Origin of the sequence: Streptomyces sp. NPDC102467, from assembly GCF_044765445.1 — a bacterium.
Lineage (GTDB): Bacteria > Actinomycetota > Actinomycetes > Streptomycetales > Streptomycetaceae > Streptomyces.
On record NZ_JBIWKA010000011.1, the window covers coordinates 56,138 to 70,906 of the forward strand.

A 14,769-nucleotide genomic window follows, 5' to 3' on the forward strand; every position below is an offset into this window, starting at 1 on the left:
TCAACCCCGCTGTGCGTAGCCTACGTTCGTGATACCGACCGTCTGTTGAAATATCGAACATAGGAGGAGGCCGGTCGTGGGACGCCTCGTACCCGCCGTGACCCGGGCTCTGGACATCATGGAGCTCTTCCTGGACGGGGACGGCGTGCTGTCCGCCCCCGACATCGTCCGCAAGCTACAGCTGCCGCGCACCACGGTCCACGAGCTGGTCACCACGCTCGCCGCCCGGTCGTACATCGTGCAGGTCCCGGGACAGCCCGGCCGCTACCGCCTCGGGGTCCGCCCCTACCAGCTCGGCAGCCGGTACGCGGAGCAGCTCGACCTGGCCGCCGAGGGCCAGCAGGTCGCCCGCACCGTCGCCGAGACCTGCGACGAGACGGTCCACGTGGCGATCCTCGAAGGTGCCGACGTCATCTACATCGCCAAGGTCGACTCCACGCACGCCGTGCGCATGGTCTCCGCCGCGGGGCGCCGGCTGCCCGCGCACTGCACATCGGTCGGCAAGATGCTCCTGGCCTCCCTGCCCGAGCCGCAACTGGCCGCACGCATTCCGGACGACGCCGAGCTGATCGGCATGACCGAGAACAGCATCACCGATCCGGCCGCCCTGCACGCGCATCTGGCCGACATCCGGCAGCGTGGCATCGCCGTCGAGAGCCGTGAGTCGAACTCGGACGTGTCGTGCGTCGCCGCCCCCGTGCGCGACCGCACCAACCGGGTCGTCGCCGCGCTCTCCATCTCCGTACCGATGATCCGCTGGAGCGACGCCCGCGAGGACGAGCTGGCGCAGCTCGCCGTCAAGGGCGCGGCCGATCTGTCGGAGCGGCTCGGCCACCGGGGGCAGGCGTGAGCGTCACCGGGGTCGAGGTCGCGGTACGGGAGTCGGCCGAGCTGGGCGAGGGGCCGACCTGGGATCCGGCCGCGGGCCGGCTGATCTGGGTGGACATCCTCGGCTCCCGCGTCCACACGTACGAGCCGGGCAGCGGCCGCCGTACGGTGCTGGCCACCGAGCAGCACGTGGGCGCGGCCAAGCCGCGGGCCGGCGGCGGTCTGGTGCTCAACCTCCGTGATGGCGTGGGCAGTTACTCGCCCGAGGGAGCCTTCTCCTGGCTGCACCGCGATCCGGTCCCGGGGCGGCGCGGGAACGACGCGGCCGTCGCCCCCGACGGCGCCCTCTGGGCGGGTTCGATGGCGTACGACGAGACGCCCGGCGGCGGCAACCTGATCCGACTCGCGCCGGACGGCTCGGTGACGACGGTCCTCGACGACGTCACCGTCTCCAACGGCACCGGCTGGAGCCCGGACGGCACACTCATGTACTACGTCGACACACCGACGCGGCGCATTGATGTGTTCGACGTGGAGGGCGAACGGGTCACCGGACGCCGTGAGTTGGCGACGATAGAGGAGGGCGCCGGGTACCCCGACGGCCTGACCGTCGACGCCGACGGCTGTGTCTGGGTGGCCCTGTGGGACGGCGCGGCCCTGCGCCGCTACACGCCGTCCGGCACGCTCGACCGTGTGGTCCCGCTCCCGGTCCAGCGGCCCACGGCGTGCGCGTTCGGGGGTACGGACCTCTCCGACCTGTATGTCTCGACGGCGCGGGTGGGCCTGAACCCACCGTCCCCGATGGCGGGTTCGCTGTTGGTGCTGCGGGGCATCGGCCGCGGCCTGACGCACCTCCCTTACGCGGGCTGACCCCACCCCGTAGAGCCGTCTCAGCCCCCGCCGTCGGCGGGGGCTGAAACTTTTCGCTGCGCGACCCATTGACGTCGAAGCGCTTCGAAAATACGGTCCCGTTCGAAGTTACGAGCAGGAGCCGAAATCTCGAACAACTTCTTTCGAGCGGCCCCTCTCGGACAGCCACTTTCGAACAGTAAGGGCGGGGCATGGGACGACCTGGCCTGAGTCGCAGGCAACTCCTCGCCGGAATCGGCGGGTTGACCGTCGCCGGAAGCTTCGGCTTCGCGGCGCTCGGGACCGGGGCCGACGCGCTCGCCTCCGGAGCGGACACCCGCGTGCGCTACTGGAACCTCTTCAGCGGCGGCGACGGCTACAACATGATCGCGATGCTGGACGCCTTCCGGAAGGCGAACCCGGCCATCGACGTGAAGGACTCCACCCTGCAGTGGGGCAGCCCCTTCTACACCAAGCTCGCCATGGCGGCGGCCGGCAACCGCGCACCCGACCTCGGCGTCATGCACCTGGGCCGGGTCACCGGATTCTCGCCGGGCCGCCTGCTCGACCCCTGGGACGTCGGCCTGCTCGCCAAGTACGGCGTACGGGAAGCGGACTTCAACCCCGCGCTGTGGAGGCGCGCCGTCATCGACGGCAAGCTCTACGCCCTGCCTCTCGACATCCACGTCCAGCTCAGCTTCTACCGCAAGGACGTGCTGAAGAAGGCGGACCTGCTCGGCGACGACGGCCGGATCGTGCCGGTGACGTCGACCGACGACTGGTTCGACCTGCTGAAGAAGGCGAAGAAGGCCACGAAGAGCGGGCTGCAGACCCTCGGCCTGCACGCCAACGACCAGAACTTCATGTGGTGGTTCTTCGTCGCGTTCTACACGCAGCTCGGCGGCACCTACTTCAACGCGGCGAACACCGAGGTCACCTTCGACACCGGCAAGGCGACCCAGGTCCTGGAGTTCCTGCGGCAGCACGTCACCGACGGATACGCGGTGAAGGGCGCCGCGGACGGCGAACAGTTCATCAACGGCGCGCCCTTCACCTGGGAGGGCAACTGGTCGGTGCCGGTCTTCTCCGGCGCGAAGGTGGAGTACGGAGCGACCCCGCTACCGCCCGTCTTCGGCAAGCAGGCCACGCACGCGGAGTCGCACTCGTTCGTGCTGCCGCACCAGCCGGACCGTGGCGGCGCCACCAACGAAGCCGCACACCAGCTTGCCGCCTACGTCGTCAAACACGCGCGGCAGTGGGCGGCCGGCGGCCACATCCCCGCCTACACCCCGACCCTGTCCACAGACGCGTACAAGAAGCTCACCCCGCAGAACGAGTACGCGACGGCCATGGACCACCAGGCCACCGAACCGAAGGTGTGGTTCGCGGGCTCCACCGGCATCCTCGCCCAGCGCGTCGGCCCGGTCGTCGTCTCCTCGACCATGGGCTCCGCGAAGCCGGAAGCCGCCGCCCGCCGCATGAAGAGCACCCTCGCCCAGCTCCTCGCCATGAAGAACCCCATGGACGGCAGGACCGCCGCGCAGGGAGGTGCGGTCGCATGACGACGACCAGCGCAGAGACCGTCATCGCCCCGGCCCGTGCGCACACCGCCGCGCCGAGCGCCACCGTCCGACGCAAGCAGGGTTTCCAGCACGGCGGCTGGTTCGTCGCCCCGTTCCTCGCCCTCTTCGCCCTGTTCGTGATCTGGCCGCTGCTGCGCGGCATCTACCTCAGCTTCACCGACGCCAACATCTCCGGCGACGCCCCGGGCTTCGTCGGCCTCGACAACTACCGCGAGGCCCTGCACGATCCGCTGATGTGGGACGCGCTCGGCCACAGCGCCTTCTTCACGCTGCTCGTCGTGCCCTGCATCACGGTCCTCGCCTTCCTCCTCGCGATGCTCGCCCACCACATCGAGCGCGGCAGATGGCTGTGGCGGCTCTGCTTCTTCCTGCCGTTCCTGCTGCCCTCCACCGTCGCGGGCAACCTATGGCAGTGGCTGTTCAACCCCGGTACAGGCATGGTCAATTACGTCTTCGGCATCGAGACGCCCTGGCTGACCGACAAGTCGTACGCGATGTTCGCCGTCGTCATCACGACCCTGTGGTGGACGGTCGGCTTCAGCTTCCTGCTCTACCTCGCCGCGCTCCAGGGCGTCCCCGGACACCTCTACGAGGCCGCCAAGCTGGACGGCGCCAACGCCTGGCACCGCATGGTCCACATCACGCTGCCGATGCTGCGCAACATCACGGGGCTCGTCATCGCGCTGCAGATCCTCGCCTCGCTCCAGGTCTTCGACCAGGCCGTGGTGATGATGGACTTCGGTCCCGGGCCCGAGGACTCCACCCGCACCTTCGTGCAGTACACCCTCGAAGAGGGCTTCACCAGCTACCGCGTCGGCTACGCCTCCGCCATCTCCGTCATCTTCTTCGTGATCATCGCGGCCGTCGCCCTCGGGCGCATGTGGCTGCTGCGCAACCGTGAGGAGGGCGCGCGATGAGCAGTACGCAACCGAGGCTGAAGCCCCGCAGCTCCTGGACGCCCAGCCAGATCGTCCTGACCCTGCTCGGCACCGCCGTCGCCGTGGTGTTCCTGGCACCGCTGGCCTGGGCCCTGTTCACCTCGCTCAAGTCGGAGACCGAGGCCGTCGAGGTGCCGCCGCACTGGCTGCCGAAGGACTGGACGGGCCAGGCCTGGAAGGCGCTCTTCGAGTCCGGCAACATCACCAACTGGTTCGTCAACTCCCTCGTCGTCTCCGTGTGCGTGACGGCCGTGGTGCTGTGCGTCGCCGCGCTCGCCGGATACGGCTTCGCCCGCACCGAGTTCCGCGGCAAGGGCGTCCTGATGGGCGTGGTGATGACCGGCCTGATGATCTCGCCCGCAGTCCTCGGCGTGCCCCTGTTCACCACGGTCCAGCAGATGGGCATGGTCGACACCTACTGGGGGATGATCCTGCCCCAGTGCGCTCCCGCGGCCATGGTCTACATCCTCTACAAGTTCTTCCAGGGCATCCCGCGCGAACTGGAGGAGGCCGCGTTCATCGACGGCGCGGGCCGCTGGCGGATCTTCTTCACCATCGTGGTGCCGCTCGCCCGCCCCTCGCTCGCGGCCGTCGGCATCTTCACCTTCATCGCGTCGTGGAACAACTTCCTGTGGCCGTACATGGTCACCAACAACCCCGACCTCATGACGATGCCGAACGGGATCGCGACCGTCATGAACTCCTACGGGATCCAGTGGGCCCAGCTGATGGCCGGCGGCCTCATGGCGGGCCTGCCGCTGATCATCGTGTTCGTCTTCTTCCAGCGGCAGATCGTGGCGGGCGTGGCACACACGGGCCTGGCCGGCCAGTGACCGCGACCGTACGACCCAGTGAAAGGGAACCATTGCGCACCGCACGCTTCACCCTCGACCCGGCGTTCACCGTGGGCCAGGTCAACCCCCGGCTCTTCGGCTCCTTCGTGGAGCACCTCGGCCGATGCGTCTACACCGGCATCCACGAGCCGGGCCACCCGGCGGCGGACGAGTCGGGCCTGCGCACCGATGTGCTCGACCTCGTACGGGAGTTGGGCGTCACGGCGATCCGCTACCCGGGCGGCAACTTCGTCTCGGGCTACAAGTGGGAGGACTCGGTGGGCCCGGTCGAGGAGCGTCCGCGCCGCCTCGACCTGGCCTGGCGCACGACGGAGTCGAACCGCTTCGGGCTGTCCGAGTACATCGCGTTCCTGAAGAAGATCGGCCCGCAGGCCGAGCCGATGATGGCGGTGAACCTGGGCACGCGCGGCGTCGCCGAGGCCATCGAACTCCAGGAGTACGCCAACCACCCGCAGGGCACGGCCCTCTCGGACCTCCGCATCGCCCACGGCGACAAGGACCCCTTCGGTATCCGGCTGTGGTGCCTGGGCAACGAGATGGACGGCCCCTGGCAGACCGGCCACAAGACGGCCGAGGAGTACGGGCGGATCGCCGCCGAGACGGCCCGCGCGATGCGCCAGATCGACAAGGACGTCGAGCTGGTCGCGTGCGGCAGTTCGGGCCAGAGCATGGACACGTTCGCCGAGTGGGAGGCGAAGGTCCTGGCGGAGACGTACGACCTGGTGGACGCGGTATCACTGCACGCCTACTACGAAGAGCACGACGGCGACCGCGACTCCTTCCTCGCCTCTGCGGTCGACATGGAGTCGTTCATCGAGAACGTCGTCGCGACCTGCGACCACGTGGGCGCCCGCCTCAAGTCGAAGAAGAAGATCAACCTCTCCTTCGACGAGTGGAACGTCTGGTACATGTCCCGCACCGAGGCCCAGGTCTCCGCCCTCGACTGGCCCGAGGCGCCGCGCCTCCTGGAGGACGTCTACTCGGTCACCGACGCCGTCGTCTTCGGCTCGCTCCTCATCGCCCTGCTCCGTCACGCGGACCGCGTCACGGTCGCCTGCCTCGCCCAGCTGGTCAACGTCATCGCCCCGATCATGACGGAGCCCGGCGGCCCGGCCTGGCGTCAGACGACGTTCTACCCGTTCGCGCAGGCCTCGAAGTACGGCCGCGGCGAGGTCCTCGACGTCCGGGTGGCAGGCCCGACGTACGACACGAAGCGCCACGGCACCGCGGACCTGCTGCACGCGACGGCGGTCCGGGCGGAGGACGGCACGGTCACGGTCTTCGCGGTGAACCGCAGCCAGACGGAGCCGCTGCCGCTCGAAGTGGCCCTGCACGGCCTGGACTTGACCTCGGTCACCGAACACTCGGTGCTCTCCGACACCGACCCGGACGCCCGGAACACGCTCACGGAGCCGGAGCGGGTGAAGCCCCACGCGGGGGCCGGGACGGTGCTGGAGGACGGCACGCTGACGTCATCCCTCGAGCCGCTGTCGTGGAACGTGATCCGGCTCGGCTGATCCGGGCGGACCGGTGCGTCGCCCCCAACCGGGGGCGACGCACCGGATCAGATCTGGTCCGCGACCCGCACGTAGTCGTAGTAGAGGGGGTCCCCGTCCTCGTCCACCGGGTATTCGTAGCTGCTCTGGTTGGCGAGGATGACCTTCAGCTCCGGCAGGGCGTCGAAGCCGAGGTCGTTCTCGGTGATCGTGTGACCCCGCTCCGCGAGCTGCTCGAAGAGGTCCTCGCTCGGGGTGCGGAAGACATCGAGGCCGTCGAGCAGCACCTGTACGTCGGCGTCCTCGTCCAGGAACCGGAACAGCTCCACCCCGCTCAGCGCGCCCTTGGTGAAGCCGAGGACGACGTTCAGCTCGGAGTCGTCGTGCTTGAGCGTGATCTGCCCCGGTTCCGGGTCACTCGACGCGACCCGCAGGAGCCCCCACTCCTGGACCGCGCCGCGCGCTTCCTCCACCGACATGCCGAGCCGCAGCGGCCCGACGCCGACCTGCGGCAGCAGTTCCAGTTCCATACCCAGTCCCTCGTTTCCCTCGACGCCCCTCGACGCCCCTCGATCACGTGCGCCGGCACCTCACGCGAGCAGGGCGCTCTCGTCGATGCTCCATCCTCGCTTCGTGAGCATGTCCTGGAGGGGCTTGTTGTCCTTCAAGCTGCCGACCATGTCCTTGATGTGCTGATCGTACGTGCCGGGGAAGCGCCGCTTGATGTCGTCGATGTCCATGCGCATGGCTTCGGTGATACGCCCTGAGTTGATCAGCTCGCGCTGGTACTGCTGCCACGCCTGGGACTGCAGGGAGTAACCCGTGCTGTAGAGCTTTTCGTGGTGGTCCCGCTCCATACGGATGGCCGGGCCGTTGTTGACCTTCTGCTTCTTGTGCGGCTTGTTCGCGAAGTAGAACCCGGGCTCGATGACGTCCTTGTACGCCGACTTGGCCGGGATGTGGTTGACCTCCATGGCCTGCGGATACTTCGTCCCGTCGGCCTTCTTGTTCGCGGGCAGCAGCCCGCCGTACCAGCCGCTCTCCTGCGTGCACCCCTTGGCGACCAGCCCTTCGGGGTCCATGAACGTGCAGGGGTTGACCACGTACGCGGCCGGATTGGGCGCCGGCACGAGTCCGAACGGGTCGGCCGACATGTAGCGGGCCGTCTCCGGGTCGTAGTGCCGGTTCAGGTTGTAGTGCAGGCCCGTCTCCGGGTCGGCGTACTGGCCGGGGAAGCGCAGCGGTGTGTGCGCCTGGGCGTCGCGGTTGCGCGTGGTGATGCCCCAGACCGTGGACCGCTTGTACCAGGCGATGTCGCCCTGTTCGCCGACGAGTTCGGTCGGGGTACCGATGATGTCGGTGACTATGGCGAAGAACCGGCTGTCCACCTCGCGCTGTTCGGCGTCGGGGCGGGGGCCGGGATCTGCGTCTGCGTCTGCGTCTGCGTCTGCGGAAATTCTGCGCTCCAGCTGGGACATCGGCTGGACACCCTCGTACTCCCAGGTCAATGTCACACCGGTCGTCGAGTCGCTCTCCTCGGCGACCTGAGTGCCCTCCCAGCTGAAGCGCACCGTGGCCGCCACGGAATGCCCGTCGGCCGCCATGCGGTGCTTGGCGGTGCGCCGGCCCAGCGCGTCATAGGCGTAGCGCCAAACGGTGCCGTCGGGCGTGGTGCACGAGACCAGACGGTCCTCCGCGTCCCAGATGTAACGCCAGGTGTCGGGCTTGCGGGAGAGCCGCCGTTTCTGGCGCAGCACCACGCGTCCGGCAGCGTCGTACTCGTAACGGAAGCCGTCCCCGCCGAGCAGCCGAGTGCCCTCATAGGTCCGCTCGCCACGGCTCTCCGTGGACCGGGCGCGGTCCGGCCACCGGGCGTCGGTCTGGTTCCCGGCGGCGTCGTAGGCGTAGCGCTCCGACCAGCCACCGGCGGTGACGCCGAGCGGACGGCCCACCGCGTCCAGCTCGAAGTGCAGGTCAGTACCGCCCTGCCCCTCCGTGACACGGGACAGGAACCCGTCGGCACGGTAGCTGTAGGAGCGGTCCCGCAGAGTGCCGCGGGGCGTCGCCACCGACCGGGCGGCGAGACGGCCGGTCACGTCCCACCGGGAGGCGAGCGTCACGGGTGCGTCCGCGGGTCCCAGCGTGCGACAGGTCTCGCGGCCCAGCGTGTCGTGGTCCAGGGCCACCGGATGGCCGGCGAGGTCCACGCGCACCCGGTTGCCCGCGGCATCGTAGGTGTACGACGTGGCGGCACCGGTCGGTGTCGTACGCGAGACCAGTTCGCCGTGCGCGTCGTAGCCGTAGCGCATGCTGCGCCCGTCGACGGTCTCGGCGAGCAGCCGGCCCATCACATCGCGCTCCAGGGCGAGCGAGGATGTCGGCGACACCGCGGTGAGCAGCTGGTCATCCGCGTCGTACGTGTAACGGGTGAGCGCACCGGCGGCGTCCTTCTCCACCACGTTCCCCACCGCGTCGAAGGTGAAGGCGATGCGCTGCCCGAGCGGGGTCGTCCGCGCGACGAGGCGGCCCGCGGCGTCGTACTCGTATCGTGTCGAGCGCCCGTCGAAGTCGGTCTCCGAGTCGGTCAGGCCCGTGGCGCCGTATCGGTAACTCCAGGACAGACCCTGCGGGTTGAGCACCTCGCTGATCCGCAACTCGCTGTCGTACGTGAACTCGTACCGCGCCCCGTCCCGGCCCGTGCGGGCCGCGAGAAGGTCGAACCACGTGTACTCGAAGCGCGTGACGCCGCTCATGGGGTCGGTGTGGGTGAGGCAGTTGCCCTCCTCGTCGTACGTCCAGTGCTCGCTCGCCCCGTCGGGCGCGGTGCGCCCGGTGAGCCAGCCGTCCGCCGTCCATTCCAGGCGGGTGACGGAGCCGTCCGGGTCGGTGCACTCGCGGGGCCGCCCGAAGGAGTCGCGGAGCACCGTGTACCGGGCGCCGTGTCCGTCGGAGACCGAAAGGACCAGGCCCGCCTGGTCGTTGGAGCGGGTCTCCGTCGAGCCGGTCGGGAACGTGACGGTGGCGGGCGCGCCCGCCGCGTCGTACGTGAACGTGGTTGCGGTGCCGTCGGGCGCGATCATCCCGGTGCGATTGCCGCGCTCGTCGAAGGTCTGGCGCCACACGGTGCCGTCCGGGCCTGTGATCGTCTCCGGCAGATGCAGCGCGTTGTACGTGGTCGAGGCCTGCCGCCCGTCCGGGTAGTGGACGGTGCTCAGGTTGCCCGCGTCGTCGTACGTGAACCGGGCCGTCTGCCCCAACTCGTCGGTGCGGGAGAGCAGGTTGTCGTAGCGGTCCCACTCGAAGCGCACCGTGTGGCCGAGCGGGTCGGTCTCGCTGAGCGTCTGGCCGAGCTGGTTGAAGCGGGTGACGGTGACCGCGCCGGTCGAGTCCGTGAAGCGGGTCTCGCGGGCGGCGAGGTCGTAGGCGAAGCGCGAGGAGAGCGCGCCATCGGGGCCGGCGGTCTCCACGACCCGGCCCGCGGCGTCGTACACATAGCTGTAGGTGTGGCCGTTGCGGTCGGTCCAGGACGTCACGCGGTGCTCGTCGTCGTACGTGAACCGCAGCGGCACGTCGCGCGCGCCCGAGACGCCGACCAGTTCACGGGCCTCGTCGTAGGCGAACGAGGCGACCCGCACCGGCCCGTCCTGAGTCTCGACCTCCAGGGCGGTCACCCGGCCGAGTTCCGCGTCGCGGGTGACGCGCACGCGGTAGCCGCCCTCGTGCAGGACCGCGGAGGGCAGACCCTCGGCGTCGCGGGTGAACTGCAAGGCGTTGCCGTTGCGGTCCTCGACGTCGGTCAGCCAGTACAGGCTGCCGGAGGAGTACGGATTGCCGGTGAAGCGGTGGATCAGGCCCGAACGCGGATCCGCCGTGGCGTAGGTGATGTCGCCCAGGGCCGACCGCTCCACGAAGGTGAGGGCTATCCGGGCGCCCTCCAGCGGCAGCACCGCCTCGCCCTCCTCGCGCGGCAGGTGCGGGTAGGCGAGCAGCGAGCCGTCGGACCGTGCCCAGATCGCGCCGGTGCCCGTGAGCTCAAGCCGCTCGTCCAGGGTGGAGGCCCAGCTCGGCCCGAAGCTGTGGCCGTAGCCGTAGCCGGATATGTGGGTGCGCTGCAATACGAGGGGCAGCACCCCCGGCAGGCTCAGATCGGTCTGGCCGAGCACCATCTCGCCGCTGGCGATGTCGACGGGGTCGGTCTTGCAACGGCGCTGTGCCAGGGCTATCGCCTTCTCGCGGGCCTTGTTCAGAGCGTCGCGGGTGGAGGCCGGAAGACGCTTGACCGCTTCGTTGATGCGGGTACGTACGCCGCGTCCCTCATCACCCTTCTTGCCGCCGACGATGGCCTCGACCTTGTCCCGGACGCCGTGGTCCTTGTCCTTGTGCAGCCGGGAAGTCGCCTTCGCCCGGTCCGGCAGGGTCTCCGTGATGTGCTTGGCGACCTTGCCGAGCGCCTTCTCCGAGCCCTTGAGCGCACCGTGCAGCACACTGTCGAAGGCCTGCGTGAACGGGTCGCGGCCCTTGCTGCGGCCGAACGCGCCCCGCGCCTTGCCCAATGACGTGGAGGACGCCAGGTGCAGTTCGCTGCCGTGCTTGGAGACCTTGCCCGCGCCGTCCTCGAACTCGGTGTGATCGATGCGGGTCCGCTTCTGCGCGCCCCCGCCACCCTCGGAGCCGCCCGATCCGCCGGCCGAGGCGATGTGCATCCCGCCCTTGCCGTCGTGCCCGCCGCCGCCACCCCCACCACCGCTGCCGTCGGCGGCCGGCATCGAGAACGCGCCCTCGGCCAGATCGAGCACCATGTCCTCGACCATCGCCTCCAGCTTGGCGTTGATCGGCTCGGTGATCTTCGCCAGGACCTCGTCGACGATCCGGTCCACGGCCTCGTCGATGATCCGCTTGACGACCTGCCGCATCGCCGCGACCTCGCCGGCGCCGATCAGCGCGGACAGACCACCGGTGACCACGGCCAGGCCCGCCGAGATCCCCACCGACGCTGCCATCACGCCCAGTTCGATCTCGGCCTTGGTCTTCATCCCGAAGATGATGTCCGCGAGGATGTCGCAGGCGTCCGCGAACAGCCGTGCCAGCTCGGGAAGTTTCTCCAGGTGACTGGTCTTCACCTGGTTCCAGTGCTTCTCGAACGAGTCGACCGCCCAGCCCTCCGAGGAGGACAGGATGCGGGAGACCGCCTTGTGGGCGTCGCCGCCGTGTCCCTCGAACTGCTCCGCGAACTCGCGCATGGCCGTGGCCATTTCGCGATAGTCGTCCTCGTCGACATTCGGGAAGTTGATCCCGATGAAGTCCAGCACGTCGTCCAGCCAGCCCGGAATCGTGTAGCCCATCCCTGTATCCCCCGTGAAGTCGAACGGCGCACTCGAAACGTTCGAACCTTACCGAAACAGATGTTCCGGCCGGGTCACAGTTGACGAAGGGGGCGGCGGCCCTGCCTGCCGCGCAGCGTCCGTCATCCGAGATCTCGAGTCATTTCATATCTTTCCCATAGGGAACGTAGGCACAGTGGTCGCCATGGACTTCTCATGGACGATCGTCGTCGCCGGCGCCCTGGTCGGGCTCGCCGTGGGCCTCACCGGTATGGGCGGTGGCGCCCTGATGACCCCGATCATGGTCATGTTCTTCGGGGTCAACCCCACCGCCGCCATCGGCAGCGACCTGGCGACGTCCCTGTTCATGAAGCCCTTCGGCGCCGCCGTGCACCAGAAGGCGGGCACGATCCGCTGGGACATCGTCCGCTGGCTGCTCCCCACCGCCATGCCGGCCGCCTTCGCCGGGGCCCTGCTCCTCCAGGCCTTCGGGGACGGAGAGGAGCTCCAGACCCGGGTCAAGTACGTCATCGGCGGCGCCCTGCTGCTCGCCGTGACCGGCATGATCGCCAGAATGTGGCTCGACCGGCGTCGCGGCCTCGGACCGGGCGCCGCCGAGGACGCCGACGTACGGGTCAGGCCCGTGGCCACGCTGCTGATCGGCCTGGTCGGCGGGCTCGTGGTCGGGATGACCTCGGTCGGCTCCGGCTCCCTGATCATCGTGATGCTGATGCTCGCCCACCCCCGGCTCAAGGCGAACCACCTGGTCGGCACCGACCTCGTACAGGCCGTCCCGCTGGTCGGCGCCGCCGCCCTCGGCCACTTCCTGGTCGGCGACGTCTCCCTCGGCCTCGCCGGAACCCTGCTGATCGGCGCGATCCCCGGTGTCGTGTGCGGGGCCGTGCTGTCCACCCGGGTCTCGGGCCCCGCCCTGCGCTGGGCCCTGGTGGTCCTGCTCTCCGGTTCGGGCCTGGCCATGTGGGGTGTAGGCGGCATCTCGCTGGTCCTGGTCTGCCTCGCCATCGCGGCCGTGGGCGTCGCGGTGACCCTGCGCACCCGGCGGGCCGACGCCGCCCTCCCCGCCACCGAGCGGGCCGCGGAGCCGGAGCGGTCCCCGACAATGACCCCATGAGGATCTCAGCCCGCGCCGACTACGCGGTCCGCGCCAGCCTGGAACTCGCCGCCCGCACGAACTGCGGCGACGAACCGGTCAAGGCCGAACCGGTCAAGGCCGAGGCGATCTCCGCCGCGCAGGACATCCCGCACAAGTTCCTGGAGGGCATCCTCAGCGATCTGCGGCGCGGCGGCATCGTCGTCAGCCGGCGCGGCGGCAACGGCGGATACCTGCTGGCCAGACCCGCCGCGGAGATCACGGTCGCCGACGTCGTACGTGCCGTGGAGGGGCCCATCGTCTCGGTACGCGGTGAGCGCCCCAACGCGCTCACCTACTCGGGCCCGGCCGAGCCTCTGCTGCCGCTCTGGGTGGCGCTGCGCGCCAACGTGCGCAAGATCCTGGAGGGCGTCACGCTCGCCGACATCGCCCACGACCGGCTGCCGGCCCCCGTGCGAGAACTGGCCGAGGACCCGGCGGCCTGGCGCAACCCCTGAATCTGCCCCCGCCGCCGCCCGCGCTCATCAACTGCCTCCGCCCGTATCCGTGTTGAGCTCCATCACGGATACGGGCGGGGGCGTTCAGAAGCTGTTGCTCAGGAGGTGCCGAACGAGTGCACCGTCGTCGAGCGGTACGTGTCGCCGGGCCGCAGCACCGTCGACGGGAACGCCGGCTGGTTCGGCGCGTCCGGGAAGTGCTGCGTCTCCAGGCACAGGCCGTCGCCCTGCCGGTAGGTGCGGCCGGACGGGCCGACGAGCGTTCCGTCGAGGAAGTTCCCCGAGTAGAACTGCACGCCGGGCTGGTCCGTGGCGATCTTCAGGGTGCGGCCGGAACCCGGGTCGCGCAGCGTCGCGAAGTGCACGGGGCGGCGCGTGATGCCCTTGTCGAGCACCCAGTTGTGATCGAAGCCCTTCGCGGTGATCAGCTGCGGGTGCCCGGCGCGGATGTCGTCGCCGATCGCCTTGCCGGAGCGGAAGTCGAAGGGTGTCCCGGCCACCTTCGCCAGCTCGCCCGTCGGGATGAGACCGGTGTCGGTGGGCGTGTACCGGGCCGCGGCGAGGGTGAGTTCGTGATCGTAGATGCCGCCGCTGCCCTCGCCCGCGAGGTTGTAGTAGGTGTGGTTGGTGAGGTTCACGACGGTCGCCTTGTCCGTCGTCGCCGTGTAGTCGATGCGCCAGTCGCCGCGCGCGGTGAGAGTGAAGGTGACCTTCACCTTGAGCGTGCCCGGGTAGCCCATCTCACCGTCGACCGATGTGTAGTGCAGGTCGAGGCCCACGTCGGAGCCGGACGTGAACGGCTCCACGTCCCACACCCGGGTGTTGAAGCCCTTCGCCCCGCCGTGCAGCGAGTTGACGCCGTCGTTCACGGAGAGCTGGTACGCCTTGCCGTCCAGGGTGAAGCGGCCGTTCGCGATGCGGTTCCCGTACCGCCCGATGGTCGATCCGAAGAACGTGGTCCCGGTGACGTATCCCTCGATGTTGTCGTAGCCGAGGGACACGTTCACGTACCGGCCGCGCCGGTCCGGGATCTCCAGGGACTGCACGATGCCGCCGTAGGAGAGGACCTTCAGGCGGGTCCCGCCGTTGGTCAGGGACCACCGGTGGATCTTCGTGCCGTCGGCCAGTCTGCCGAAGAGCTCCTTCGTCGGCTTCCTGCCCGCCGAGGCGTGCGCCGTGCCGCCGAGGGCGGTGGCGGCGACGCCTGCGGCCGCCGCCGATGCCATGACCGTGCGTCTGCTCAGTTCCATGTACGACTCTCCCTGGTCGACCAACGAACCGGACTTGCGAAC

Annotated in this window: 11 protein-coding genes; 8 read left to right on the plus strand and 3 right to left on the minus strand. The window is 69.4% G+C overall.

The features are described from left to right. Positions 1 to 76 precede the first annotated feature (76 nt). The 6 genes from ACIREE_RS23380 (at position 77) to ACIREE_RS23405 (ending at position 6,569) form a co-directional block, all read left to right on the plus strand. The gene (locus ACIREE_RS23380) at positions 77 to 850 is read left to right on the plus strand and encodes an IclR family transcriptional regulator (RefSeq protein ID WP_404155322.1); all 774 of its coding nucleotides are present in this window, start codon (positions 77 to 79) and stop codon (positions 848 to 850) included. Continuing rightward, entirely contained in the window at positions 847 to 1,698 is an 852-nt protein-coding gene (locus ACIREE_RS23385) for an SMP-30/gluconolactonase/LRE family protein (RefSeq protein ID WP_404155325.1), read from the plus strand. Before ACIREE_RS23380 ends, ACIREE_RS23385 begins: the two co-directional genes overlap by 4 nt. 191 nt (positions 1,699 to 1,889) lie before the next feature. After that, positions 1,890 to 3,239 carry an extracellular solute-binding protein gene (locus ACIREE_RS23390; RefSeq protein ID WP_404155328.1) on the plus strand — a complete coding sequence of 450 codons (1,350 nt, stop codon included), beginning with the start codon at positions 1,890 to 1,892 and terminating at the stop codon, positions 3,237 to 3,239. Further along, complete coding sequence (locus ACIREE_RS23395; protein WP_404155331.1) at positions 3,236 to 4,177, plus strand: carbohydrate ABC transporter permease; 942 nt, start codon at positions 3,236 to 3,238, stop codon at positions 4,175 to 4,177. The genes ACIREE_RS23390 and ACIREE_RS23395 overlap by 4 nt, the downstream gene beginning before the upstream one ends. After that, positions 4,174 to 5,031 carry a carbohydrate ABC transporter permease gene (locus ACIREE_RS23400; RefSeq protein WP_404155334.1) on the plus strand — a complete coding sequence of 286 codons (858 nt, stop codon included), beginning with the start codon at positions 4,174 to 4,176 and terminating at the stop codon, positions 5,029 to 5,031. The genes ACIREE_RS23395 and ACIREE_RS23400 overlap by 4 nt, the downstream gene beginning before the upstream one ends. A 32-nt stretch (positions 5,032 to 5,063) precedes the next feature. After that, positions 5,064 to 6,569 carry an alpha-N-arabinofuranosidase gene (locus ACIREE_RS23405; protein WP_404155337.1) on the plus strand — a complete coding sequence of 502 codons (1,506 nt, stop codon included), beginning with the start codon at positions 5,064 to 5,066 and terminating at the stop codon, positions 6,567 to 6,569. Between the two features lie 47 nt (positions 6,570 to 6,616). On the opposite strand, the gene ACIREE_RS23410 is transcribed toward ACIREE_RS23405, so the two are convergent. Continuing rightward, positions 6,617 to 7,078, minus strand: coding sequence for a hypothetical protein (locus tag ACIREE_RS23410; protein ID WP_404155340.1), 462 nt, complete (start codon positions 7,076 to 7,078; stop codon positions 6,617 to 6,619). Positions 7,079 to 7,138: 60 nt separating this feature from the next. Beyond that, entirely contained in the window at positions 7,139 to 11,890 is a 4,752-nt protein-coding gene (locus tag ACIREE_RS23415; protein WP_404155343.1) for an RHS repeat-associated core domain-containing protein, read from the minus strand. Between the two features lie 184 nt (positions 11,891 to 12,074). On the opposite strand from ACIREE_RS23415, the gene ACIREE_RS23420 reads away from it, so the two are divergent. Both ACIREE_RS23420 and ACIREE_RS23425 read left to right on the plus strand, forming a co-directional pair. Next, positions 12,075 to 13,001 carry a sulfite exporter TauE/SafE family protein gene (locus tag ACIREE_RS23420; RefSeq protein ID WP_404155346.1) on the plus strand — a complete coding sequence of 309 codons (927 nt, stop codon included), beginning with the start codon at positions 12,075 to 12,077 and terminating at the stop codon, positions 12,999 to 13,001. Beyond that, the gene (locus ACIREE_RS23425; protein ID WP_404155348.1) at positions 12,998 to 13,477 is read left to right on the plus strand and encodes an RrF2 family transcriptional regulator; all 480 of its coding nucleotides are present in this window, start codon (positions 12,998 to 13,000) and stop codon (positions 13,475 to 13,477) included. The genes ACIREE_RS23420 and ACIREE_RS23425 overlap by 4 nt, the downstream gene beginning before the upstream one ends. Before the next feature lie 98 nt (positions 13,478 to 13,575). Here ACIREE_RS23425 and ACIREE_RS23430 read toward each other — a convergent pair whose 3' ends face one another. Further along, a complete protein-coding gene (locus ACIREE_RS23430; protein ID WP_404155351.1) occupies positions 13,576 to 14,727 on the minus strand; it encodes an aldose epimerase family protein in 1,152 nt (383 codons plus the stop codon). Positions 14,728 to 14,769: the final 42 nt, after the last annotated feature.

Excerpts from the sequence above, each read along its gene's own strand:
- ACIREE_RS23430 (WP_404155351.1), bottom strand. The coding sequence starts at position 14,727 with ATGGAACTGAGCAGACGCACGGTCATGGCATCGGCGGCGGCCGCAGGC.
- ACIREE_RS23410 (WP_404155340.1), bottom strand. The coding sequence starts at position 7,078 with ATGGAACTGGAACTGCTGCCGCAGGTCGGCGTCGGGCCGCTGCGGCTC.
- ACIREE_RS23425 (WP_404155348.1), top strand. The coding sequence starts at position 12,998 with ATGAGGATCTCAGCCCGCGCCGACTACGCGGTCCGCGCCAGCCTGGAA.
- ACIREE_RS23415 (WP_404155343.1), bottom strand. The coding sequence starts at position 11,890 with ATGGGCTACACGATTCCGGGCTGGCTGGACGACGTGCTGGACTTCATC.
- ACIREE_RS23390 (WP_404155328.1), top strand. The coding sequence starts at position 1,890 with ATGGGACGACCTGGCCTGAGTCGCAGGCAACTCCTCGCCGGAATCGGC.
- ACIREE_RS23395 (WP_404155331.1), top strand. The coding sequence starts at position 3,236 with ATGACGACGACCAGCGCAGAGACCGTCATCGCCCCGGCCCGTGCGCAC.
- ACIREE_RS23420 (WP_404155346.1), top strand. The coding sequence starts at position 12,075 with ATGGACTTCTCATGGACGATCGTCGTCGCCGGCGCCCTGGTCGGGCTC.
- ACIREE_RS23400 (WP_404155334.1), top strand. The coding sequence starts at position 4,174 with ATGAGCAGTACGCAACCGAGGCTGAAGCCCCGCAGCTCCTGGACGCCC.